Annotated in this window: 25 protein-coding genes; 5 read left to right on the top strand and 20 right to left on the bottom strand. The window is 53.6% G+C overall.

Annotated elements, in window-relative coordinates:
- Positions 1-61: 61 nt before the first annotated feature.
- Both cyoE and TURPA_RS08315 read left to right on the top strand, forming a co-directional pair.
- The gene (cyoE, locus tag TURPA_RS08320; protein WP_014802857.1) at positions 62-934 is read left to right on the top strand and encodes a heme o synthase; all 873 of its coding nucleotides are present in this window, start codon (positions 62-64) and stop codon (positions 932-934) included.
- Positions 931-3,180 carry an ATP-dependent helicase gene (locus TURPA_RS08315; RefSeq protein ID WP_014802856.1) on the top strand — a complete coding sequence of 750 codons (2,250 nt, stop codon included), beginning with the start codon at positions 931-933 and terminating at the stop codon, positions 3,178-3,180. Before cyoE ends, TURPA_RS08315 begins: the two co-directional genes overlap by 4 nt.
- 22 nt (positions 3,181-3,202) lie before the next feature.
- Here the strand turns inward: TURPA_RS08315 and TURPA_RS08310 are convergent, their stop codons facing one another.
- A complete protein-coding gene (locus TURPA_RS08310) occupies positions 3,203-4,093 on the bottom strand; it encodes an endonuclease/exonuclease/phosphatase family protein (RefSeq protein WP_014802855.1) in 891 nt (296 codons plus the stop codon).
- Positions 4,094-4,143: 50 nt separating this feature from the next.
- Positions 4,144-4,860: a DUF2161 family putative PD-(D/E)XK-type phosphodiesterase gene (locus tag TURPA_RS08305; protein ID WP_014802854.1), complete on the bottom strand. Its 717-nt coding sequence runs from the start codon at positions 4,858-4,860 to the stop codon at positions 4,144-4,146.
- 59 nt (positions 4,861-4,919) lie between these two features.
- On the opposite strand from TURPA_RS08305, the gene TURPA_RS08300 reads away from it, so the two are divergent.
- Positions 4,920-5,189 (top strand): DUF433 domain-containing protein, encoded by a 270-nt coding sequence (locus TURPA_RS08300; protein WP_014802853.1) that lies wholly within the window; start codon positions 4,920-4,922, stop codon positions 5,187-5,189.
- 102 nt (positions 5,190-5,291) lie between these two features.
- Here TURPA_RS08300 and TURPA_RS08295 read toward each other — a convergent pair whose 3' ends face one another.
- Positions 5,292-6,809 (bottom strand): NHL repeat-containing protein, encoded by a 1,518-nt coding sequence (locus TURPA_RS08295; RefSeq protein ID WP_041948400.1) that lies wholly within the window; start codon positions 6,807-6,809, stop codon positions 5,292-5,294.
- 204 nt (positions 6,810-7,013) lie between these two features.
- Positions 7,014-8,072 (bottom strand): diacylglycerol/lipid kinase family protein, encoded by a 1,059-nt coding sequence (locus tag TURPA_RS08290; protein ID WP_014802851.1) that lies wholly within the window; start codon positions 8,070-8,072, stop codon positions 7,014-7,016.
- A 134-nt stretch (positions 8,073-8,206) separates the two neighbouring features.
- Between TURPA_RS08290 and TURPA_RS08285 the strand changes: the two genes are divergently transcribed.
- Together TURPA_RS08285 and TURPA_RS08280 are read left to right on the top strand one after the other, a co-directional pair.
- A complete protein-coding gene (locus tag TURPA_RS08285) occupies positions 8,207-9,112 on the top strand; it encodes a metal-dependent hydrolase (protein ID WP_053332149.1) in 906 nt (301 codons plus the stop codon).
- Positions 9,113-9,151: 39 nt separating this feature from the next.
- Positions 9,152-9,694: an ATP-binding protein gene (locus TURPA_RS08280; protein ID WP_014802849.1), complete on the top strand. Its 543-nt coding sequence runs from the start codon at positions 9,152-9,154 to the stop codon at positions 9,692-9,694.
- Here the strand turns inward: TURPA_RS08280 and TURPA_RS08275 are convergent.
- The 16 genes from TURPA_RS08275 to TURPA_RS08200 all read right to left on the bottom strand — a co-directional run bounded on the left by TURPA_RS08275 (position 9,669) and on the right by TURPA_RS08200 (position 24,228).
- The gene (locus TURPA_RS08275; RefSeq protein ID WP_014802848.1) at positions 9,669-12,113 is read right to left on the bottom strand and encodes a response regulator; all 2,445 of its coding nucleotides are present in this window, start codon (positions 12,111-12,113) and stop codon (positions 9,669-9,671) included. The two genes, TURPA_RS08280 and TURPA_RS08275, sit on opposite strands and share 26 nt — an antisense overlap.
- Before the next feature lie 62 nt (positions 12,114-12,175).
- Positions 12,176-12,958 (bottom strand): SDR family NAD(P)-dependent oxidoreductase, encoded by a 783-nt coding sequence (locus TURPA_RS08270; protein ID WP_014802847.1) that lies wholly within the window; start codon positions 12,956-12,958, stop codon positions 12,176-12,178.
- A gap of 8 nt (positions 12,959-12,966) precedes the next feature.
- Complete coding sequence (locus TURPA_RS08265; protein ID WP_014802846.1) at positions 12,967-13,152, bottom strand: hypothetical protein; 186 nt, start codon at positions 13,150-13,152, stop codon at positions 12,967-12,969.
- A gap of 79 nt (positions 13,153-13,231) precedes the next feature.
- Positions 13,232-13,987 (bottom strand): histidine phosphatase family protein, encoded by a 756-nt coding sequence (locus tag TURPA_RS08260; RefSeq protein ID WP_014802845.1) that lies wholly within the window; start codon positions 13,985-13,987, stop codon positions 13,232-13,234.
- Positions 13,988-14,041: 54 nt separating this feature from the next.
- Positions 14,042-14,575, bottom strand: a complete 534-nt coding sequence (locus TURPA_RS08255; protein WP_014802844.1) for a tRNA guanosine transglycosylase family protein — start codon at positions 14,573-14,575, stop codon at positions 14,042-14,044.
- Positions 14,576-14,723: 148 nt separating this feature from the next.
- Positions 14,724-15,116 (bottom strand): DUF6285 domain-containing protein, encoded by a 393-nt coding sequence (locus TURPA_RS08250; protein WP_014802843.1) that lies wholly within the window; start codon positions 15,114-15,116, stop codon positions 14,724-14,726.
- A gap of 15 nt (positions 15,117-15,131) precedes the next feature.
- Complete coding sequence (locus TURPA_RS08245; RefSeq protein ID WP_014802842.1) at positions 15,132-16,148, bottom strand: phosphotransferase family protein; 1,017 nt, start codon at positions 16,146-16,148, stop codon at positions 15,132-15,134.
- Positions 16,149-16,193: 45 nt separating this feature from the next.
- Positions 16,194-16,604: a response regulator gene (locus TURPA_RS08240; RefSeq protein ID WP_014802841.1), complete on the bottom strand. Its 411-nt coding sequence runs from the start codon at positions 16,602-16,604 to the stop codon at positions 16,194-16,196.
- An 87-nt stretch (positions 16,605-16,691) separates the two neighbouring features.
- Positions 16,692-17,915 carry an adenylate/guanylate cyclase domain-containing protein gene (locus tag TURPA_RS21625; protein WP_014802840.1) on the bottom strand — a complete coding sequence of 408 codons (1,224 nt, stop codon included), beginning with the start codon at positions 17,913-17,915 and terminating at the stop codon, positions 16,692-16,694.
- Between the two features lie 18 nt (positions 17,916-17,933).
- Complete coding sequence (locus TURPA_RS08230) at positions 17,934-18,452, bottom strand: hypothetical protein (protein ID WP_014802839.1); 519 nt, start codon at positions 18,450-18,452, stop codon at positions 17,934-17,936.
- A 51-nt stretch (positions 18,453-18,503) separates the two neighbouring features.
- Complete coding sequence (locus TURPA_RS08225) at positions 18,504-19,523, bottom strand: hypothetical protein (RefSeq protein WP_014802838.1); 1,020 nt, start codon at positions 19,521-19,523, stop codon at positions 18,504-18,506.
- Complete coding sequence (locus tag TURPA_RS08220; RefSeq protein ID WP_014802837.1) at positions 19,517-20,170, bottom strand: hypothetical protein; 654 nt, start codon at positions 20,168-20,170, stop codon at positions 19,517-19,519. The genes TURPA_RS08225 and TURPA_RS08220 overlap by 7 nt, the downstream gene beginning before the upstream one ends.
- An 87-nt stretch (positions 20,171-20,257) precedes the next feature.
- The gene (gene trxA / locus TURPA_RS08215) at positions 20,258-20,572 is read right to left on the bottom strand and encodes a thioredoxin (RefSeq protein WP_014802836.1); all 315 of its coding nucleotides are present in this window, start codon (positions 20,570-20,572) and stop codon (positions 20,258-20,260) included.
- Positions 20,573-20,608: 36 nt separating this feature from the next.
- Positions 20,609-21,286: an RDD family protein gene (locus TURPA_RS08210; protein WP_014802835.1), complete on the bottom strand. Its 678-nt coding sequence runs from the start codon at positions 21,284-21,286 to the stop codon at positions 20,609-20,611.
- A 3-nt stretch (positions 21,287-21,289) separates the two neighbouring features.
- Positions 21,290-22,960: an FG-GAP repeat protein gene (locus TURPA_RS08205; protein ID WP_014802834.1), complete on the bottom strand. Its 1,671-nt coding sequence runs from the start codon at positions 22,958-22,960 to the stop codon at positions 21,290-21,292.
- Positions 22,961-23,214: 254 nt separating this feature from the next.
- The gene (locus tag TURPA_RS08200) at positions 23,215-24,228 is read right to left on the bottom strand and encodes a sodium-dependent bicarbonate transport family permease (protein ID WP_014802833.1); all 1,014 of its coding nucleotides are present in this window, start codon (positions 24,226-24,228) and stop codon (positions 23,215-23,217) included.
- Positions 24,229-24,301 lie beyond the last annotated feature (73 nt).

The raw sequence follows: 24,301 nt of genomic DNA, 5'->3' as shown, positions 1-24,301 counted from the left end.
CTCGTGACATGAGCAAGAGTTTACCTTTGCACCCTGTCTCAGCACTCTGAAATTCCCCCACATGCGCGACATTATTCGCCTCGCTAAGGGCTCCATTATCTTTACTGTTGTCGTCACCGGCTTTACGGGAATGCTCATGGCCCGCCGCTCTGTACCCACCCTGTGGGAGACTCTGTGGGTGCTGATATCGCTGACGCTTTCATCAGGTTCATCGGCCATTATGAACAACCTGCTCGACTATGAAATGGATAAACACATGCGCCGCACAGAGTGGCGCTCAAAGGTGATCGACCGATTCGGCAAACGCAATCTCTGGGTGCTGGCGCTTCTGATGTCAGCGCTGTCGTTTGTGCCCCTGATTCATTATGGCCGACTTTATGCCGCAGTTTTCACCGCGCTCGCGATCGCTTCGTACGCTATCTGGTACACACTTTACCTCAAGCGCCGTGGCCCGTTTGGGGCAATCGTCGGCGGCCTGCCGGGCGCGCTGCCAGTTTTGATTGGTGCATACGCAATTTCAGATCGCTTTGCGCCCGATATTTGGTTGCTGTTTGCCTTTATGATGCTGTGGCAACCCGCGCACTTCTGGGCGTTGACGCTCAAGATTCAGGGCGAATACGAAAAGGGTGGAGTTCCCGTTTTGCCGCTGGTTTACGGCAATGAATACACTCAGCTCTACATTCTCATTTATGGGCTGTCGTTGCCACCACTCGCGCTCGCAATAGGGCTCGTGGCGGGTTATGGCTGGGTCTATCTCATAGGCAGCGGCATTGCCTCAATCTATTACGTGATCCGCACTGTGCGCGGCATCTACCGGCAAGAGCAATATGGCCGCGCCTTCTTTGCGTCGATTATCTATATGCTGGTGATTATGGTTCTTTTGAATATTGATATTTTTCTGCATTTGCCCATGAATGCATTCATGGGCAAATGAATTTTGCAACGATGACAGACTGGAAAGACCAGATTCTCAGTAAGCTCAACGAGCCGCAGCAGCAGGCGGTGCAGACCGTGCGCGGGCCGCTACTCATTCTCGCCGGTGCAGGCTCGGGCAAGACGCGCACGATCATTCACCGCATGGCATACATTATTCATGTCGAAAAAGTGCCGGCGCATTATCTTGCGGCTGTCACGTTTACCAACAAAGCGGCAGCTGAAATGCGCAGCCGGCTCTTGAACACCGCAGGCCCGATCGGTTCTGAATGCACCGTGCGCACATTCCATTCGCTGGGGCTCTACCTCTTGCGTCGCAATGCGCAATACCTCGAATACCCCGAAAACTTTTCCATTTGGGACGACAGCGACCAGCAACAGGCGATCTCGGCGATTCTTGAGAAGTTTCCGGGCAAGTTCAACAAGACGCAGTACCGCTACTTCGCCAACAGTATTTCTGCCTTCAAAGACAAGCTCGTCACCCCACAGAATCTGCCCGACCACATAGACCTGGACGAATATGAATTTAATGACATCTTGCAAGAAGTCTACCAACTTTATGAAGCGCGCAAGACAGCCTCGTTCGCCGTCGACTTTGCCGACCTTATCTCGCTGCCCTGCCATCTCTTTGAAAAGTTTCCAGAACTGTTGACGCGCTGGCAGAACCGCTACCCGTTCTGGCTGATCGACGAATACCAAGACACGAACTTTGCGCAGTACAAATTCGTGCAACACGTCGCCTCACGCGACAAAAATCTGTGTGTCGTCGGTGACGACGACCAGGCAATCTATGGCTGGCGTGGCGCGGATGTCAAAAACATACTCGATTTCGGCACCGACTTCAAAGATGCCACCGTCATTAAGCTCGAAGAGAACTACCGTTCGACAAAGGTAATTCTCGACATTGCCAACGGCGTGATTGAAAATAACTACGAGCGCATGGCCAAACACCTGTTCACGAGCCGCGAAGGCGGTGAGACACCGGTGCTGTTTACAGCCGCCGACGATGTGCAAGAGGCAGCCAAGGTCGTCTCGTTGGTGCGCCAATCTCTCACCGACACGCCCGCCTCAGAAATCGCCGTACTCTACCGCACCAACTCACAGTCGCGCCTTTTAGAAGAGGCGATGCTGAACGCTAAAATCAACTACCGGGTATATGGCGGTCTTTCGTTCTTTGCCCGTAAAGAGATCAAAGACATTCTCGCATACTTCAAATTAATTGTGAACGGCAAAGATGAGGCGGCATTTGCGCGCGTTATCAACACTCCGCCGCGCGGCATCGGCGACAAATCGGTCGAGAAAATACTGACCGCACGCATTGACTCGCGCATCGGCGACTTTACTGACCTGCTCGCGCAGGGAGACCAGAACGGCCTGTCGGGCAAGGCGCGTGACGCGGCAGCGAAACTGGCAGAACAACTGAAGGCTCTGCGCAAAAAGGCCGAAGCGCGTGCCGACCTTGGGTTCTTTCTCGATGAACTTCTCGAAATGACAGGGCTCGCTAAAGTCTATGAAGAAGAAGACCGCCTGCTCGGCAGCGGGCGCATGGAATACGTCGGCGAACTTCGCAACTCACTCTTGAACTACCAAAGGCAGACGAGCCAGGCGACGCTCGGCGATTACCTGCAGCAGATATCACTGATTACCACCACCGAAGACCATGAAGCCGAGAAGGCTTCTGTGAGCCTCATGACTGTGCATAATGCGAAGGGCCTCGAATTCGAAACGGTCATCATCGCGGGTTTTGAAAAAGATTTGTTTCCGCATTTTCTGGCCGAACGCGATGGTGATATCAGTGAGGAGCGTCGTCTGTTCTATGTAGCGGTTACCCGTGCCAAATCTCGCCTCTACCTCACACAGGCCGAACGCCGCATGCGGCAGGGCTTTTATGAACAGAGCAAGACTTCGCCTTTCTTAAATGAAATTCCGCACGGATTGCTCCGCGTTGAGAAGGGTTATTCTGTTGGTGGCAGTGCGCCGAAACCGTTTAAGCAGTCTTTTATTCCGCGCGCGCCTGCAGCAGCGAAGCCGACCGCAAGCAGCTCACCAGGTTTTGGCTCGGGGATAAATCCTCAAAACAAGGGTGGCAAGTTCTCAAGTGGCGACAAGATTCTGCACAGTAATTTCGGCAAAGGCCGTGTGCTGCGCCTCGAGGGCGACGGCGACTCGCAGCGCATTCACATTCTGTTCGACGACGGCAAGACGCGCAAGTTTATTCTGAAATTTACCGATTTGAAAATAATCTGATTGAGCGGCTGCGCGGCAGGTGTCAAATCTCAAACGTGGCTTTGAGGCCGTAGTGGTCTGAAGCCCAGCTCGAAATACCTTCGCCAAGGCTCGTGAGTGGCCGGTCAAAAAAGCGGCGCAGCCCCGATGGCACTAACTGCAAGTTACGAGAAGCCGGTCTGAAAAAAATGTAGTCGAGGCGCTGCGCATTGCCCTGCTTTTCGAATAGATGTGCTAACGGATTTCCCTCGGGATGCGGATGGTACGTGGGCAGGTCAGATTCAGCGCCCAAATCGGTGAAGCCGTCGAGCGCTGAGATGAGTTGCAGGTATTCACCACCATCACGCTCAGCGGCAAGGCCCTGAATATTGAAGTCGCCGCAGACGATAAATGGCCGATCTTTAGACCCCAGCTCAGTGACCCAGGCTTTAAGCTCTGCAAGTTGCGCGGTGCGTGCGCGGCGCGAAGCGATGGAATAACCTGCCTGCAGGTGCACCGTCATGAGATCGATGGTCTGGCCATCGAATTCGAGTTGCGTGTAGAGGCCGCCCTTGCGTGCGTAGCGATCCCAACTGACGCCGCGGCTCTTGAAAGGCAAGAAGCGCGCAGGTGTTGCTTTCTTTACTGCAACCACAGTTGCGTCTTTAACCGCTCGCGTACCGACCCCGAGCCCGCTCCCGCGCAATGAAAGAAAACCGAAACGGTTATGGTCGCGCACCGCAAACGGAAAATATTTGGTGACCAGGCCATCAAAAAAACGCTGTGAATCGCGTGATAAGAGTTCTTGAACACAGAGCACGTCGCTGTCTGCGCACTCTTGAATCACCTCAGGGCTTAAGAAGCGCCGACGAAATGGCGCGCGCAGGTGCGTGATGACGTCGAGCACGCTCTGGCCCATTCCGAAGCAGTTCCATGTGGCGACGCTGAATTTCATTGCAGTAAACCGAGAGCCACAGTGGTCTTATGGGCGTATGCCGAAAAGCCTCAATTGTGCCTCTGCTCATAGTATCGCCATATATCCTCATTTTCTTTGGCGATAAGGTTCGCTTTGCCCGCCTTGAGGCGGTATTCGCCGCGGCCTGTCTTCTGAAACCAGCCATAGTGGTTATCGTATAAAATGCGCGCCGCACGCTCTGAGCAGCCGAGCGCCACGAGTTCGGTGGTCTTGAGTTTTTTGTGTTTTTTGAGGCAGACGCCGATCTGCACCGCAGCCTCAAGGTATGCAGTCTGCAGTTTTGTGCCGGTGATGCCGCCGGTATTTTGCGCAATGCGGCGACCGTTAAACTCGCGCATCACCTTGCTGCGCTGCTTCGTGGCAATCTTGCCGGCAAACGGCGCGGGCTCGGCCACGACTATGACGTTGTCACCGTCGATGACTAAGAGACCAATGTGCAGGCGTCGGCAAAGGCTCTTCATCATCTGCCAATAAGACATCTTCTGCTTTGTCTTCGGCTTAAAGATGATGGCATAGACCTGATCGGTTATCGCGAGCCGCCGCACTGCCTGGTAGAGCAGCTTGATGTTGAACGTGATCTTGAGTTCGGCGACGACGATCTCATCGCCTTTGACGGCGACGAGGTCACAGCCGCAGACTTCACCCTTCACAGTAAACCCGCGCTCTTCAAAATAGCGCGCAGCAATGGGATAGAGGTCTGATTCGAATGCGTTTCTGGGCTTGGCTTTTTTGGCCCGAGGAGACATAAAACCGGATTCTGTAAAATCTCTGCGGCGTAAACTGAGGAAAGCACAGCACTGCGATTTTGCTTGCCAAAACGGAATTCGATGCACAGTTTAGCAGCATGAACGTCGACTGGCTTCAGTGCTCTGTGGTTGTCTCTGAACCCGGCGTTCTGAGCGGAGCATACCACTTTAAAGGCACGCGCGTACCTATCGAGGCTCTGTTTGCAAATCTGGCTGATGGCTCAACCATAGATGAATTCTTGACTTGGTTTCCCGGTGTTAGCAGGCAAGATGCAGAAGCGGTTCTGCGATTTGCCGCTGAGATACTGAAAGCCCCGCAGCTCGTGTGAGAATTTTATTTGATCAGGGAGTGCCGCTGCCCTTGCGTCATTGGATTTGGAGTGCTCTTACAATAGTAAAGCATGCTATCAAGCCATGCCCACTGGGCTTCTTTATTGATACTTTATTAACAATGAATTCGAACCGCCTGCATTAGTTGCCGTGGAGTTCACAGAGCCAAAAGTAAACATCGTGTTTCCGTTCTGAGCCCCGGCCGCATAGACATGCCCTGAAGTATCTGCGGCAAGTGCCTGAAAAGACGATTCATTTGCGCCAGCATTAACCGTGGTTGCAGAAAGTACAGTCCCAGTGGGACTATACTTGAGCAAGAGCGCGTTAGTCCCCGTATGAGGCGACGAGATATTCTGATTGCCATACGTAAACGTGCCAGTGCCCCTCTGCATGCCAGCTGCGTGAATATTTCCGGCGCTGTCGATGGTGACGCCGTAAAATGCTGAATCGCTTGAACCAGCCCCGACCGAACGCGCCCAAAGAGCATTACCTGAAGAATCATACTTCACTATTAACAAGTTAGCGTTAGTAGAAACACCATTAACGCTTTGACTACCAAAAGTAAACGTACCGGTTCCATAAATTGCGCCTACGGCATACGTATTGCCTGAGCTGTCTACGGCAACTGAATTAAATTGCGATATATTTGAGCCTGCACTAACAGTTCTTGCCCATTGAGCCACACCTGAACTATTATACTTTACGATGACGCAGTTGCTACTCGTGTGCGTTCCGGTTGCACTTTGAGTACCGTACGTATACGTGCCAGCTCCAGACTGTAGGCCAACTGCATAGACATTGCTCGATGCATCTATTGCAATCCCGGAAAAATATGAAGAGCTCGCGCCCGAAGCAACTGTCTGAGCCCAAAGCGCAGCACCAGAGCTATCGTACTTGACGAGCGTCGCATTGACCCCGACGCTCGCACCGGAGATACTCTGGCCACTGTAAGTGAACGCCCCCGTGCCTGTTTGACGACCCGCGGCGTAGATATTTGCTGAGCTATCAGTGGCGACAGAATGAAATCGCGCAACATTTGAACCAGCGCTTACCGTCCTAACCCAAAGCGCATTACCATTCGTATCATACTTAACCAACAACGGGTTAAATGACGTATGCGTAGCAGCAGCATTAATACTACCGTAAGTAAAGGTACCCGTATTTCGCTGGCTGCCAGCTGCGTATATATTTCCACTGCTATCGACTGTCACGCTCTCGAAAACCGAATCACTTGATCCCGCACTGACAGTGCGGGCCCATTGCGCAATGCCTGCAGCGCTGTATTTCACCAATGCAATATTATTTGTACCAGCTGTAACCGCCGTGCTCTGTGCGCCATATGTATACGTGCCGGTACCGGCCTGAAACCCACTTACGTAAATATTGCCACTGCTATCGACTGCCACCGAATCGAAACGAGAATTCGCTGCTCCGGCACTTACAGTTTGCGCCCAACTAGCGGTGGCTGAGACATTCGTTTGCGAACCAGAAGTTGCTTGAGAAACATTCCCTTCAGATTCAGAGGTTTTGCAGGCGCTAAGAGAAACAAAAGCAGCAAGAGCCATACTAAAACAAAGAATGTCGCGCTTTTTCTGAGTTGTGAACCGCAATACGTGCATTTCGCATACAGATACTGGCAAGACAAACCGGCAAGCCATTTTATGAACAGATATTGATGTTCGCTGATTAGCTGTCGGAATCCAGCCGCTTATAGCTGGAACCGTGACGGGAGAATCTCGTATAGATGTTCAGGACTTCACCGCATCGAATACCCTTGCCTTACGCGAAAAATCCGCAAGCTGTGCATATTAGTGATGCTCTGTCTACCCAATCATATGTCGAAAATCTACCAGCCTCAGAGCCTGCGGGAAAATCGAATAGCTGATTGCATTTGTGAACGATTCAAAGTCACCGCCAATCTGCAAGGGCGTTGATTTTTCATAAGTGATCTTGACTTTTTTGACAAGATAGTCGATTACACCTGTGCCGCGGTAGCTGCCGTTCCAGAATTGCTGCATTTGCGTGACCAGAGTCATCGGCTTGGCGCGCAGAATTCTGAGATTCATATATCCCTCTTTCATGCGTGCGAACGGAAACGCACGGATATTGTAGCCATAATAAGGTTCGGTCGCGACACCGACGATGGTCGACGGGCCTTCGTAGAGCAGCGTCTTCTCGGCAGCGACTGCCTCGTCGATACCGCGCGCATGCTTCACCAGAAATGCCTGGTCGGCGAGCTCTGCCTCAATGCGCACCTCGCCACGGTCGGGCTTCAAGAGCGATTCGGGCACAGTTTTGCCAAGCCCCGAGCAGAAATAGCCCATGAGCCCTGAAAAGTTTTTACGCGCCGCAGGCGACGGCAACGAGTTCATAAAGAGGCGATAGTCGCTGATGACGCGCGCGTCGAAACCGCTGCCTGCAAAATGGAACACGCGGTCGTTACTCTCGATCAGGTTCATTTCGAGAGTGCTGAGCGCCTTAGAATGCGAGGCGCGTTCGAGCAGTTTTGTGCCACCGCGCGAGCCGACGAAGGTTGAAATGCCATTGCCGGTGCCGAGCTTCAGAATGCCGAATTGCGGCAGCTCAAATTTATCGCCTTTGCCGGCGGCTTCAACCTCGAGGTTGCGCATACGCACGTAGTCGCGCGCCAGATTCAGCAGATGAATAAAGCTACCATCGCCACCACCCGAAAAAACCACCTGGTAGCGGTTGTCGATGATCTCTTTGACGCAGGCGTGCGCCTCTTCGGGGGTTTGGCTCAAGAACAGATTCGCGCTCGGCACGATTTTAGCGAGGTTGCGCCTGACTTTTTCCGTAACTAAGCGGGCATTGGCGTTCAGCAGAACGGCGATCGGCGTTGCAGCAGGTGATAGACTCGTCACGATTGCCGCCTGAATCTGTTTAGTGACAAGAGTGTCAATTTATTATGTCTTACGTGTCCGAGTGCACCTTCGGTGCACTCGGACACGTAAGTATTTTTGTTGACGATTCGTTCAGTTTTGCGTCAGAATCGATTATGGTAAACACAAGTTCATTAACAACCAACGCACCCAAGATTACCGTGCGCCGCATTCAATTCGGCCACGAGAACACATTGCAGCGCCACTGGTTTCGCAACAACCCCTTCATGACGCATTTCATGAACTCGCTGCACTCGGTTTTTCCGGCGGGCGAGCGCTATTTTATTCGCAGCGTCAAATGGTTCGATAAACAAATTCAAGACCCTGAGCTGAAAGAGCGCGTGAAAGCCTTCATCGGCCAAGAGGTTCAGCACGGCATGCAGCACGAAAAATTTCTGAAAACCCTCGACGCAATGGGTCTCGACGGTACCGCTTTCGAAGACTGGTATGCCAAGAATGCATACGCGAACGATGAAAAACCCAGCCACGAATCGGTCTGGTTTGGCCTGCTCGAAAAGGTCGTCGGCAAAGACAAGCAGCAGCGCATCGGCCTCGCGATCACCGCGGCGCTCGAACACTACACCGCTTCGATCGCCGAAACCGTGCTCAAGCACCGCGACATTTCTGCCGGCATGCCGCAAGACATGCAGCAGATGTTTCTCTGGCACGCCGCCGAAGAAATTGAACATAAATCGGTCGCGTTCGATGTATTCAAAGACGTCGCAGGCGGGAGCTACGACGAACGCATGATCGGCTTCGTATTTGGGTCGGCCTACCTGCTCTATTACATCGGCCTCGGCTGGGGTCATTACCTGCTCGCCGACAAAGAAATGAACAAAGTTTCGCTGCCACAGGCAATTGCCGAATCAGCCCCGACCTACTTCAAGCTCGTGGTCGAGACAGCTAAAAGCGTTCTGCCATACGTTTTGCCCAATTTTCACCCCGACGACTCTGACAACGATTTACTGGCAAAAGAGTTTTTTGCCGAATCAAATCTCTATATCGAAGCAAAGTCAGCCTGATTTTACTGCCCATGGCCGCACATAGGCGCGGCGATTGGTATGTACAGTATTCATCGCAGTTTTGCCGATAATTGTATGGCAGTGACAGCCCCGGTACGCAGCAAAGGCAGATTCACGATTGGCTGCGACATCATCGAAGCCGACAAGCTCAGCAACCGGCTGGTGGCACTCTTGCCCAAAACCCTCGATTTACGCGCAGCGAATGCGGTGCGGCTCGGCCTCAGGGAACTCTTGATCAATGCCGTCGAACATGGCTGCCTCGAAGTCGGTTTCGAGCTAAAGTCGAAAATTGCCGAAAGCGACGATTATCTGCAGTTTCTGCTCGAACGGCAAAAGCTGCCCGAATACCGCCTGCGCACGGTTCAGGTCGAATACGAAATTCGCCCGCAGCGCATAGTCTTTCGCATCACCGATGGCGGCAAAGGTTTTGACCACAAACACCGCACGCATAAGGCACGCGAAGATGACGCGCTGGCGCACCTCGCGCACGGCCGGGGCATCAAGATGAGCCTGCGCATCTTTGATCGCGTGCGCTACAATACAGCCGGCAACAGCGTCACTGTGCTGAAGAAACTGGCGTAATCAACCAATCGGCCCGGGCGAGAAACGCAGCAAAATCTTGCACCGTGGCAGGCTTTGACAGCTTGTCGATAATACCCACTTGCCGCAGCCGTGCGTCAGGCACAAGCGTCACGTCGGCGGTAAAACAAACGAGTCTGAGCGAAGGCCGAACTTTCAGAAGTTTTTCTGCCAGCGCAAAACCATCGATATCGGGTAGGTGCATGTCTAGCAAGACGAACGCGTAGTCGCGGCGCGAGGCACAGTCGAGTGCCGCCTGGCCGTCTGCAGCGGTGTCGGTGGTCGCTCCGAATTTTTCGAGCGTAATGCGCGAAATTGTTTGGTTCACGGAGTCGTCTTCGACGATTAACACATGCTGGTGGGCAAGAACATCTCTGCTCGCGATCTCTTCTGTTTCAGTACCATTTTGCGGCGGCAAGAGGCGCGATAGCACATAAACAAGCTGTTCCCGGCGCACCGGTTTCGTCAGCGTATGGTGAAATACATTCTCCGTTTCGGCGCTGCGGGTCACGGCAATAGAAGACAGCAATATGCGGATTGTTTTCGGCGAGATAGTCTTGAGCGCTTCGGCCACCTCTAACCCATTCATACCCGGCATGTTGAGATCGAGAATGGCTGCATCGAATTGGTTTTTCTGAGCCAGCTCTGGTGCCGCCTTAGGGTTTTCGCAAGGTACAACGGTAATTTGCAGCGATTCGAGCATACGCTGCACGATTTCAAGGTTCACCGGCAGGTTGTCGACGAGCAGAAATTTGCGGCCGGCAAAAAAGCCAGTGCCCACGAATTCGCCCTCCGTGCGCTGCTCAGACACGAGGTCGAATTTTGCCGGTATCGCGAATGAAAACACGCTGCCTTTACCGATCGTGCTCTGCACGTCGATAGTACCCCCGAGAAGTTCCGTCAGTTTTTTTGCAATCGATAGGCCGAGCCCGGTACCACCGAAGCGGCGTGAAATGGAACCATCTGCCTGCGAAAAAGGTTTAAACAACCTTTCGAGCTGCTGCGCGCTCATGCCGATACCGCTGTCTTCAACTGCGATACGCAGCATCTCTGCTGCTGCCTGGGGTTCAACAAGCGATACGCGCATTGTGACACCACCCTTATCGGTGAACTTAAGCGCATTCGAAACCAAATTCATGACGATCTGGCGCAGCTTGGTCTGGTCGCTGATCATAAGCCTCGGAATCTTCGGGTCAATCGAAAGAATCAGTTCGACATCTTTTTCTTTTGCGCGTGCTGAGAACAGATCGTAAACTTCGCTCAGGGTCTGGTAAAGGTCAAACGTTGTGTCGCTGCGCTCCATAGCGTCGGCTTGCAATTTCGAAAAGTCCAGCACGTTGCCGATCACGTTCATGAGCATGGCGCCGCTGCGCTCGATTATACCGAGATACCGTTGCTGCTCATCGTTGAGGTTCGATTCTTTAAGTATGCTCACCATACCGATCATGCCGTTGAGCGGAGTGCGAATTTCATGGCTCATCACGGCCAAGAAATCCGATTTAGCACGATTCGCCGATTCTGCGAGAGCCCTCGCTTCGACGAGCTGCGCCTCGATCGCTTTGAGCGCCGTGATATCCTGCAGGGTTATGTGTGCACCCACGCGCTTACCCGATTCGTCTCTGAGAACCACGGTATTGGCCATAACATTCTTTAGCCCCGCCGCCGCGCTGTGCAACTTTAGTTCGGTGCCTTCGATATGGCCCTTTGCCTCAAGTGCTGTTTGCACATCGGCGGCGACATGTCTGCTCGTCTCATCGAGAGCCTCATAAAAAGCGCGCTGGCCCTGAATTTCAGCATGCTGCCGCCCCAGCAGTTTTGCCGCCGCATCATTCGCGTCGACGACCCTGCCCTCGTTATCCACGACCAGCTCGGCGATGGGTGAGTATTGGTAGAGGGCACTGTAGCGGTCACTCAGCGCCTTGTATTCGTAAGAAAGTTTGCGAAATTCCATCAGGCGCATCGCCTGGCGCGCGAGCGTCTTGAAACCTTCGCGCTGCAGCTCTGTCAGCCGACCCGGCTTAAAGTCCACCACACAAAATGTGCCGATGTTGTACCCGTCGGCCGTCGTGAGGGGAATTCCCGCATAGTGGCGCACGCCAGGCTCAGCAGTTACATTGGGATTATCTTCGGTGCGCGAATCAAGGCGCGAATCTTCTATTTCGAGCAGGTCGTTCTGCAAAATTGTATGCTGGCAGATCGTCTGCTCGCGTGGCGTCTCAGGCCTTGCCATGCCGACAGCAGACTTGAACCACTGCCTTTTTCCATCGATCAGAGTGATAAGAGAAACCGGGGTGCCGCAAAGTCTTGAGGCAAAGCGCGCCAATTCATCAAAGGCCTCTTCAGCGAGGGTGTCGAGCAGGTGGTATGATTTAACTTTTTCTAATCGCTCCGCTTCGTTCGCTGGCAGCGGAGCAACAGGCATGGCGAGTGCGAGTATTCACGGCTTGCAGCAATCCGTCAAACCGTTTTTCGCGCACGCGAAAACTACATCGCGGTCAAGCCCCCGTCGACAACAATAATCTGCCCGGTAATGTAAGCCGCACCGTCTGATGCGAGCATGATCGCAGGCGCTGCAATGTCTTCGGGTGTGCCGAGGCGCTTCAGCGGAATAAATTCAAGCATCTTCGCCATCACCGATTCGCGTTTTTTCAGCATGTCGGTCATGTCGGTGTCGATAAAGCCCGGGCAGATCGCGTTGACACGAAAGCCCGAGTTCGCCCATTCAATTGCGAGCGCCTTCGTCATCGAGATCACCGCACCCTTCGTGCCCGAGTAAACCGAAGCGAGCGAAGTGCCGACGATGCCGAGCACGCTCGAGATATTGATTATACAGCCACCGCCTTTTGCGGCCACTTGCCCTGAGCCTGTCGAAGGGCCCGACTTACGCTGCATTTTATAATAACTCTGGCAGCAGGTGAAGACCGCCTTGAAGTTGGTATCGATAATCTTCGCAATTTCTTCATCGCCGAGCGCAGAGGCAGGTGTATTCGATGCGACGCCGGCGTTGTTGATCAGGCAGTCGAGCCGGCCGTGTTTGTCTTTGATATCCTGCATAATCTCAGCCATGCGCGGCTGGTCGGCAACATCGGCTTCTTTGAGGATTATCTTCTTTTCTGCGGCCCAAGCCGTTTCGGATAACGGTCGCCCTGAGCCTGTCGAAGGGCGGCCTGTACCGTAAACGATCCATCCGGCATCGGCAAATGCAATCGCCACACCCTTACCGATACCGCGCGTTGCGCCGGTGATGAGTACTGTTTTTTGCGTCATGATTCTCTCTACTTCTTCAGAATATCTGGTTTCGGCTTGCCATGCATATTGGGACTAATGGGCACAATGTCTTGACCACCCACCTTGCACGCATCGGCGTACATTTCTGTTTCAAATTTTGTCGTGACGCAGGGCTGTGAAGCGTGCGTTGAGGCGACGAGCACCAAAGCCAAAAATGCAACGAAGACTCTCATGCGAGACCGTGGGTACGCAACGCCTGATGCGTCAATCGGGTTTTCCTGAAACACCGGGCGACGGGCGACGGCGAGCAATCTACACCAGCGTGCGCTCGCTGAGCGACAGGTGCGGCACGATATTGAACCCAGCGACCTGCCAATCGCCCTTCTCATAAATGAGGTGGTGAATCGAAGTATTTGCAATACGTCGCATGAGGCCGAGGGTACGCGCGAGATCAAGCCCGAGTACCTGCCCGACCAGCAATGAAATCGGCCCACCCGATGTGACGGCGAGAAACTTGCAGCTATGGAATTCCCGAGCTGCTTCCAAATCGTCATTTTTCGGCGCAATGTAGTCGCTATGTATTTCCAGAGCTGCAAGCACCCGCTTCTGAAACGCAGGAAAACTCTCGGCTTCGTTGAAGTTTTCACCGGCCGCGACCCAGGCCTTGAGAATATGGCCGGTCAGCTGCTTGAAAATATCGCCCTTATTCGCGGCATCCATTTGCCTGGCATGATTCCACTGCTTAAACAGTTCGGCGAATTCAGGGTGTCCATGCCGCATTTTTGCGGCAATGATACCCCAAACCTTGAGATCAAACTCCGCATAACTGCTATGGATTTCCATAGCAGGCATAACTGCGCCACTTTTCGCAAGTTCAGCACAAATCGCCTCAAGCGTCTGGCGCTGGCGGTTTAAGCCACCGTGAAAGAGCCTGTCGAACCTATATCCGTCTGCGGCAAGCCACTCCCCCACACGCCGCGCCTGTTCATGGCCCGTCGGCGTCAGCTGGTCATAGTTATCGCCGGCGCTGTCTGCCTGGCCATGGCGGATCAGCGTTAACTCAACCATGAATTACGCACTCCGCCATGGCGCGCCATCCGTGGCTCAGGCAGCGCATGGGCCTCACTTACCCGCAATTGCCCCCAGCAGTTTTTCAGGCGCATCGACATAGACGCGCAGGTGTTCGATGTTCGTCGCACTGGCAGTCGGTTCGGGAACGAATTTGACATAAGGCTTTTTGCCGTCGATCTCAGCGGTCGCCGCCGATCGCTTCACCAGATAGTTCACGTAACCCAATGAGTACTGGCCGCCGGTCATTTTGTCGAGCTCGGTCTGCACATTCGCGGCCGCCTCGAGCCAGATGGTATGCGTGATCATGTAGCGCTTACCGAACATTACCTTCTGCCCGATGACAATGCGCCGGTTCGTGACGATAAGTTCGGCGCGCCGCAGGCGCGCAAACGACATCACCTGTGCACGGCCGAGTCTTGTCACCATGTGAAAATCGGCGCCTGCCTCGCGGTGCAAAACCTCTTCGCCCGGCTCAGCAGTAAATGCGTCAAGGTACTGCGCCTTGACGCCCTTGATTTTGTTGATTGTGATTGCGCCGAGAATGATAGCGGAGATTGCGCAGAGAAAGATTAGAATTTCATTCATGTTAATAACCTCTTGTTTAACTCAGTTTATCGGTCACACCCGCGAAAGCGGGTGTCTATTCTCATGTACAGAAGTATAGATTCCCGCTCTTGGCCTGAGCGACGTCGAAGGGTTCGCGGGAATGACCCTGAGATTTGCAATTCCATTTCTATTCAGTTCCATATCTGGGATTCGCAATCTGCAAATTGTGCTTCAACACCTCTTTCACGGTCATCCACTCGGCGCTGCCAACGCTTACCCTGCTCTTGCGAATCGCCTTTGCCGCCGCAAGCGCCAACTGCTGCGACTTCTGCCACAGCGCTCTGTCGGCTAACTCATGAGGATTAATTTTTTCGCCGAGCAATTGCGCGAGTGCTGCCGCATCTTGCTCAAGCAAAGTTCTGCCGTTTTTTAACTCGCGCGAGACAACACCGAGCATGTTCCATGAGACAAGGGTCTTATAGGCGACGGCGTCGTTGTCTTTAACTGTGGGCAGAACTTCTTTGATTAGAAAATCCTGTATTGCATCGAGAAGGTCTGTATGTTCGGGTCTGTACTGCATGAGGTTTCCTTGTGCCTAATCGTGCACGCCGCCTTCAATCAGACGCATTGCCTCGAGCTCCATTTCAGCCACGCGGCGACCGATCGAGGCGAATTCAATACCTTTGTCTTTGCCTGAGAGGTGGCGTTCGCCCTGTTGTGCCGCACCGATTGCCCAGCGTATGTTGCCCATGACTTCCCAATAGCGCACCTTTACCGGGTCAATTTTCGTCTGCGAAGCCGCCTCGTAGTGCGGGTAGAAATCTTCGGCAGAAGAAAATCCCCCTACTTCATTCTTGACTTTGCCGAAGCGCCAATCGCGCATGCGAATGTAGCCGATGTCTTCATGGCGGTCGCTCCAATGCGCGAACTCCCAGTCGAGTATACCCGTCAGGTTGCCACCACCTGCGACATCGACCATAAAATTGCCGCTGCGAAAGTCGCTGTGCGCGAGTACGAGGGTGTCAGTGACCGGCGCATTCGCTTCGGCCCAGTTGAGGCAGAGCTCGATGCCAGGGTAACCGCCGGGCAATTCGTCGAGCAGGCGACGGCAGTCGCCAACGGCGGTGAGGGCGACATCGCTGGTGCCCGGCCGCAGCTTGCGGTCAAGAAACGGCAGAACATCCGGAGAGTAATCGACACTGTGAATTTTCGCAAGGTTGGTTGCTATATCCGCTGCGAGGCGCTTGAAATCGATCTTCTTGCTCTTGAGAATGTCGCGCGGATTGGCGGTGCCATCGATCTTCTGCATCAAATAGAATGGATGGCCAACGATAGTGTTGTCTTCACTGAGCCACTTCACGGGCGGCGTCAGCACGCCCGCGGCGACAGCGCGCTCAATCACCTGGTATTCTTGCGCGCGCGAGAGGCTGCCCAAGAGCGCGCCGCCTTTATCGGTACGCAAGACGAGCGTCTCTTCTTGCTCAGAAGATTTTAGCCGCGCGAGGTAGTTATCCTGGCAGGCGCCGCCTGAGAGCTGGCGAAATTCGGCGATTTCAACAGTGCCGCCATTTTTTTCTGCGAGATAAGTTTTTAACTTATCGTTGAGCTGCATGTGGCCAGTCTGTTGCCTCAGCTCAGTTTGTCGCGCGGTTAAGGTTTAGTTGTGCAGGGGCGTCGCGGCATAAGCTGAGGCGATGCGTTTCTTAATAACCAGCGGCAGCGAGGGCCGCGCCGATTTTTCGAGCACCTCGTCGGCACCAAGCGCCAGAAGTTTTTCAGTTTCTTCAGTGTTGATTGCGTGAGAGACTACGATAAATGGTATTCGCTCGTCGCGCTGCCGAATAATCTGCAGCGCAGGCTCGGCGCCAAAACCGGGCATACGGAAATCACTGACAATTGCATGCCAGGTTTCGTGCAGCGCTTCGTTTAACGCATCTGCAGAATCGACCAGTTTGTACTCGGCATCGAGACCGCTCTCGCTGCAGGCAAACTGCAAGAGCAACGCATCGTCAGGCGAATCGTCGATGAACAATATACGCATTTGGGTAGGTGTTGTAAGATCGGTCATAAAATCTCTCTCTGGGCAAGCCCAATTTCGGGACAACCGGCCCCAACCGCGACGGTGTGGCAAGTAAGTTCTCTAGTGTACTCCTGTTTAGGCGACCGCTTCAAATAGGTAGGTCTTCATGAGCCCTTTGCCCTTTATATCGAGTTCTCCGCGTTCTTTAAAACGATGTCGGTTCTTTAGGCGCTGGTAAACCGTTTCTGTCACATGAATCTGACCGGTGACGCCGTGCGATTCCATGCGGCTGGCGGTATTGACGGTATCGCCCCAGAGATCATAGGCAAACTTTACGGTTCCGATAACTCCGGCTACCACAGGCCCAGAGTGAATGCCGATACGCAGTTCAAGGCCATCGAATTTCTTGCTGAATTTCTGCTGCATAAGTTTTTGCATCGCGATTGCAAGGTCAAATATCGCTTCGCAATGATCATGGCGTCTTTCGGGCAGACCTGCAGCAACCATATAAGCATCGCCAATCGTCTTGATTTTTTCTAACCCAAACTTGCCCGCCAATGCATCGAACTCCCGAAAAACTTCGTCGAGCATTTGTACAACCTCATCGGGGGGCAGTTTCGACGAAAGCACGGTAAAGCCCGCAATGTCTGCGAAGAGCACGCTCGACTCTTCGTAGCGTTCGGCGATCACGCGTTCACTATGTTTCAGCTGGGCGGCTATTGCAGCAGGCAAAACGTTTAGCAGCAATTTTTCAGATTTGGTCCGTTCGGCTTCAATTTCGTCGTCAGATTTTCGAATCTCGCGCGCGATGTAGAATGTCAGGCCGAACGCGAAAGTGACCATACCGAAATCAATCGTATGCCGTAGCCATTTGATGTACATCGGCGAGAACGAAATGATCGGCTCCATATAAAAGCTCATGAACTCAAGAAACAAGAATGTTACGAATGCGAGCAATACGACGATGTTGCGTAGACGCGGCATTTCGTTGCCACCGGAGAAATATGCAGCCATAATGACTGTCAGCATAAAGAGGGGAATATTGCTTGCCGACCCGCCAAGCACAGTGTATACAGCGACTCCGGTTATCGGCGTCAGCAAGAACACGAGGTAAGAAAACACATATTGCCTCTTGCTATTCAACGGAATTGTAGAAAACTGAATGAACATCTGGCCGATCAACAGGTAAAAAATCAGTTCGGCCTCATGCCAAAACAAGATTTGCAGAGGCATATTGCCAATGAGCAGCCCACCGACAACAAACGCCAGCCTGTTGCGCAAGCGAATACCTTTAGCTTCGCGCCAAGGTGTTTCGGGCGTCACACCCGCATTCGACATTTTTTCAAACCAGCGTTGCATGCTAGGGTAGGTGGCGGGTCACCGTGCCGATGTAAAGTCGTTAAGCCTCACCGAAACCACGTAGCGCTCGGTTGCCTGGCCTTTGCCTCGTATTGTACGCAGCACCTCGGCAGATTCGATAATCACATTCTTGCCCATATAAGGCGCGCAGTCGATATCCATTGTGTATGGAATGCGCAGCGGCTTACCATCAAGCGTGTAGCCCTTACTTTTCTCACCCGTAGCGCGGGACAAGATACCGGTGGCTTCGCGCACGCGACCAATTTCGAAGCGCTCACCGAAGTTTTGCCAGTAAATAAAAATCATGAGTACAGTCAGGCCAGTCAACAACTCAAAACGCGGAACAAACCAATTTGAACTTTCGGCTGTCACCCACGCTATGAAACTACGCGTCTGGTATATTTCCAATGCGCTCCACAAGAAGACGATAACCCAGAGGGGTGCAATAATGTAGAACGGTAATCGCGAAAACGAAATTTCGGGCTGCAGACATGCGATTAGCCTTTTCTTTTCGTCGGGGGTTATTGAACGTTCCATACTTTAGTTATTTACAGAGAAACTCGCGCCAGCGAGTTTCTCTGTAAATAACTAAAGCCAACAGCCAAATTGTACAATTATCGCCGTGGCGTTCACCTGCAGGTTTTGTGTCAGGTCGAGGTTGAGCGTGGCGCCGCCGAGGTTGATGCCCAGACCAAGGCTCAGCTGGTTCGAAATCAGCACCGGACGAAAATTCGCGGCATTGCGTACTTCGATGTTCGCCGTGTCATTCACCTTGAACTCATTGGCACCCGATGCTGCCGAGGCGGTCACGAGCATCGTGCCGTTGGCCTTGTTGGTAAGCGACGAGTTGCCAAGGTGCAACGACGCAAGCACGCCAAGCCTTGCGGTGAATACCGAAAGAAACGGTTTCACAAAAATCAGGCCGCTGGTGAATGAATAGACATTCCAGTTCAGACGAAAATCATCGGTATACGTGAAATCGGCCTTCGCGGTACCCTGAGAACCGTCGCCCGTGGGGTCGAAACTGATATCTTTGGCTGTGCCGCTGAACGCTGCCGCGAGCGAACCATGCATGTAAGCGAGATCAAGCGGGGTGATGATACCGGGGTTGTACCACTCGGTACCTGGCGCCTTGACCTGCCGCGTCAGCGTCGCACCGAGGTTGTACGGTTGAATCGAGAGCCGCGTCGCCCTGACGTTAAAACTCATTTCAGGTAGGTAAAATGCACGCAGCTGCATCGCCGTTTTTTCGTCGATTCTAAATCCCCCCACGACATTCACCGCATAGAGCGGAAAAGAGCTCAGCCGTTCGTCGCCCTTTCCCTTGCTGGGCACAATCAGCCCCACCGAAGGTTCGAGCTGAAAGCGCGGCACCTCGGCCTGCTGTCGCTGCACGCCAATTGTCGACGAAAACGCAGCGGCGTTCACGATACCCGGCCCTGCCAGCGAGGCGATGCCATAGAAGAGTTCGTCGAGTGTGCTATCGAGCTTCGAGACGAGCTGCGCATTGGCACCCGAAAGATTCACGGTGCTCGAAGTAATCGTAATCTCTGCGCCGAGCGGCAGCACAAGACCAATGGCGCAGAGCGCCATGAGGATTTTCACCATACACGAACCCCGGCGTAAAAATTGAGAGCGACCCGCTGTTCGGTACGCGGAAACTCGAGTGCCTGAATATCAATACCTAAGCCCAAGAGCAGGGCATCATCGAGAAATTTCTGGTCGATGCCGAATCTGAGATAAACCGCGTACGACTTATCGATTTTTCGCAAATCGCCCTGCGCGGCTGTATAGATTGCGCCCGCTTCGGCAAATGTATATTCACCGCGCGGCGTTATGATGCTGCTCGTCACCGGCACCATGACACCCAGACCCAGCGCCCAGTGAATGCCCCAAAGTTCATAAATCTGGCGTGCATCGAGGCGTAGCTGCGAGTGCGAAGCGTTCGTGAGTTTCACTCTCTCGCCGGCGACTGCGGGCGACGGCGTTTCGATCGCGGTCGGAAAAGCAATCGTCTGTGCGCGCAGCGTAACGAGACTTTCGCGTTCGTTCATGAAGCGCCACGGCAGGGTCGCGACAAGGCCCAGCTCGGCGCCGCGGTTGTCTGCCAGCAGTGAGTCTTTGCCCGCTGCGACTGATGCGAACCCGGTAGTAACCGCCATCTGCCATGGCAGTAGCGTTTCGGTGTTCGGTTGAGCGCTCAGCGCAAGAGAGAAGAGCAAAAGAAATCCGCCGAAGCCGGCGCATGCGCGCATAGAGTGAAAGCCGAATACTTGGCCAAGGCGGCAACGTTTTTTAGACGCTGAATCTGATTCTGCTTTGTCGGTGCTGCAAGCGATTGACTACAAGAACTTGCCGAACTCAGCCTGCAGCCGCGCGAGCGGCATGACGCCCGACGTGCGATGCACCACCTGCCCGTTCTTGAACATGATGAGCGTCGGTATGCCCGAAATCTGGTAGCGACCGGCGATGCCCGGCTGCGCTTCTGTGTCTACCTTGATGAGGCGAATGCGATCACCCCATGCCGCTTTCAAGTCTTTCAGAATCGGCGCGAGCATATGGCAGGGCCCGCACCAGTCGGCATAGAAGTCGACGAGCACGGGCACTTCGCTCTGCTGAATCAATTCGTCGAATTTGGTAACTTGCGAAGCCGTCATATACCCAGTATAGTATATAACCCCGGGAGTGGCCACTTATTCGTTGTTACGCGGGCCGCCGGTAAGTTTTGTTTCCCTGAGAATAACAGTTTTCGCGACAAGATCGTTCAGGGCCAAATGTTTATCGTTCAGGTACGCATACACGGGATTCGCGACGACGACCGCGCCAAAGTTGAAAACGACAAATTTACCGGTCCATGATTGAAACGCGAACTCGGGTAAAAGGCTGAACAGAAGAGGTGGTACCACAAAAATGCACTCTCGCAGCAAGCGCTGACGATAGGTCGCTGGCTCACCCGAAATATCGAAAAGTTTTACCTGTGCAAAACGCATACCTATTGTCTGCGATCGCAAAACCATCGGAATCAGAATAACACCCAGCCAAAACATATGATTGATAATGGGCGCAAAATAGATAAACGACTCGAGGCTGATTTCCAGGTTCTCTAGCACATAGGTGCCCAGTTTTGTCATTAACCAGATGAGAACCGTATCGATGATCGCGGCGCCGATACGGGGCGCGATGGTTTCATACTTTTTTTGTTCGAGATACTTCGCGAAACCATCGGCGTCGCTTTGTCGTTTCTTCTCAATGTGTGCGGCGATCAATACATGGCGACTGGGATTCTGAGATTTATTGAAATTCTCATAGATGTCGAATAGCTCTGCGAAAGTCTTTTCACTGAGGTATTTCTTGTATTCAGCGTCTGTCATCGTTTACCTTCTCAAGAACACATACGCGGCGCCGGCTTCTGCGGCACTATCATTGTCGCCCGCCGCACTCGGCAGGTTTCCCGCATGCAAGAGCCCCGTAGCATTGCTGTCTTCGTACCATGCTCCGGCAACGATCGTGCTACCGCTTATCGCCAGCGCTGATGCGAAACGATCGTTTGCGTCGGGGTTGGGTGCTTTGAGGTACGCATTCTGGCTCCACGTGCCAGATTCTCTCGTGAATACGTAAGCAGCGCCCGCCGATGCATTGGCATCGCTGTCACCTGCGGGCGTCGGCAGAGCGGTCGCTTGCGAAATTGTCTCTTGGTTGCTGTCTTCGAAGTGCGCCCCGACGACGATGGTATCACCCGAGATCGCGATGGCATAACCAAATTCATCGTTCGCCTCGGCGTTCGGTGCTTTGAGGTATGCCTGCTGCGACCAGGTTGTGCCGGTACGAAAGAACACATACGCGGCACCCGCTGCGGTCGCCAGATTATTTGCGGTTGCTGTTGAAGGCAACGTTGCCGAATTGATCACTGCAGTGTTATTGCCGTCTTCTAAATGCGCGCCGACCACAATTGTGTCACCCGAGATCGCCACGGGATACCCGAAAAGATCACTCGCACCGACGTTGGTCGATTTCAAATAAGCCTGTTGCGACCAGACCCCGCCCGAACGCACGAACACATGCGCTGCACCCGCGCCATTGGCAGCATCGCTATCGCTCGCCGCCGTCGGCAGGCTGCCAGCATTGAGTACACCCGGCAATCCCCCGTCTTCGCCTTTTGCGCCGACAACTACGGTGTCGCCCGAGATCGCGACGACTTCGCCAAAACTGTCTGCGCCTTCGGCGTTGCACGCCTTGAGGTATGCCTGTTGTGACCACACCGCCGCCGAGCGCGTGAACACGTACGCGGCGCCGGCCGCGCTCGCCGCATCATTGTCGCCCGCAGCAGTCGGTAGGCTACCCGCATGCGAGACGGTGCCCTGGTTGCTGTCTTCGCCCGGTGCTCCCACGATAACCATATCGCCGTCGATGGCCACCGAAGCGCCGAAGTTGTCAGACGCCTCTGCGTTCGACGCCTTCAGATATGCTTCGACAGACCATGTCGTTCCCGACCTCACGAACACATACGCTGCACCTGCAAGGGCAGCAGAGTCATCGTCAGTTGCGGCGGTGGGCAATGAGCCTGCGTGCAATATTGAGGATTGATTGCTGTTCTCATTATGTGCGCCGACGACGATCGTATTTCCCGAAATGGCGACCGAGCTACCGAATGCGTGTGCACTTTCGGCATTGGGCGCTTTGAGATATGCCTGCGGCTCCCATATTTCGCCCAAACGCACATAGACGTAAACGGCACCCGAGGCTGCAGCGAGATTATTTTCACTGCCGGGCGTGGGCATTGACGGCGCATGCAAGACAGAACTCACATTGCTACTCTCGACCGGGCTGCCGATCACCAGGGTGTCGCCGTCGATTGCGACAGCGCCGCCGAAATAGTCTCCCCCCTGTGAATTCGTTGCCTTAGCATATGCCTGTTGCATCCAGATAGGTACGTGTGGCGCGGGCTCGGCAACGACAGCTATTTCGAATACCAGAGCATCACTGCCATTGCAGGCTATGGCAGTGATGGCGATGAGGGCCAACAAAATACGAAATGAGCAGAGCATGCGCGTTCAGCACAAGCTATTCGATGCTCTGTTTTGTAAATTGAGTTTAACAAGGTGCGCAGCTATGCTTGTTCATCGCCGATCTCTCGCAGGCTCCGGAAAAACTTCCGCATAAGCGAAAAGCCTCGTCATTTGCGTCCGCAAATGACTGCTAAAGCGCGTCGTCGCTTGCAAGCCAGCGACTTTGCTGCTTTTCGCCTTCGCGGTTCCGGACGCCTGCTAACAGGTTCCTTTTTCAGGAACCTGTTAGCGCTTTAAGCTCCGAATAGGGCCTGTGCACCCGCAAGATAGAGCGGCAGACCAATTGTAATGTTGAAGGGAAATGTAATCACCAGCGCCGCCGTCAGATAATAGGCCGGGCTCGCTTCGGGCAATGCAATGCGTATCGCCGTCGGTGCGGCGATATACGAGGCACTCGCGGCAAGAGAGGCAAACACCATAGCACCGCCGAGCGACAGCCCTGCCCACTTCGCGAGCGGCAGCGCAAAGGCTGCGCAGCAGACGGGAAACAGAATAGCGAAGATAACCAAAAACAGCCCGGCATGGCGCAGGTCATTGAGGCGCTTGCCGGTGGTGATGCCCACTGCGAGCAGAAAGAGTATCAACACGCCGCGAAACGGAACATCAAAGAGCGGTGCATACTGCTCAAAACCCTTCTTACCTGAAACTGCACCGATGATCAGACCACCCAGAAGCAAGACTGTCCCTTTACCGGCAAACAGGTCGTGCAGCACTGTGCGAAAAGTCACGCGAGAACCTGCCTGTGTTTTTACCAAGAACAACGCGATCAGAATCGCGGGAATCTCCATGATTGCCAATAGACCGGGCATATAACCTTCGTATGCAATCTTCTGCAGATCAAGAAATGCCTGCGCCTCACCGAAAGTGACCGCCGAGACAGAACCATAGTGCGCGGCGATTGCTGCGGCGTTTATCGCAGAGAACTTACCGAATTTTCTGAGCAGCCAGAAAGCAATTATGGGTATCGCAATGCAAAGGCCCACCGCGGCCAGAGCCGGCGCCCAAAGGTCAGCGAATGTCGTTTGGCTGAGCTTATACCCGCCCTTCAGCCCAATCGCAAAAAGCAGATAGATCGTGAGCCCTGCGTACATGCCGTCAGAAAACTTCAGGTCACTGCGAATCGCGGTGGCGACGATGCCCAGAAAGAAGGCAAGAATCATCGGGGTCTGCAGGTTCTGCAGCAGCGCCGCTAGAACATCCACAAAAAACCCCGTAAAATGCTGTATATTACATGAATCATACTTCATGTAATATACAGCATTATGAGGCTGCGGCGAAAATATTTGGCTTTCAAGGGCTCATACTGATAGCTCGCGCCTT

The organism is Turneriella parva DSM 21527, from assembly GCF_000266885.1.
In the GTDB taxonomy this organism is placed as follows: Bacteria; Spirochaetota; Leptospiria; order Turneriellales; family Turneriellaceae; genus Turneriella; species Turneriella parva.
Note: the sequence above shows the minus strand (reverse complement) of the source record. Positions and strands in the feature narration are given on the sequence as shown.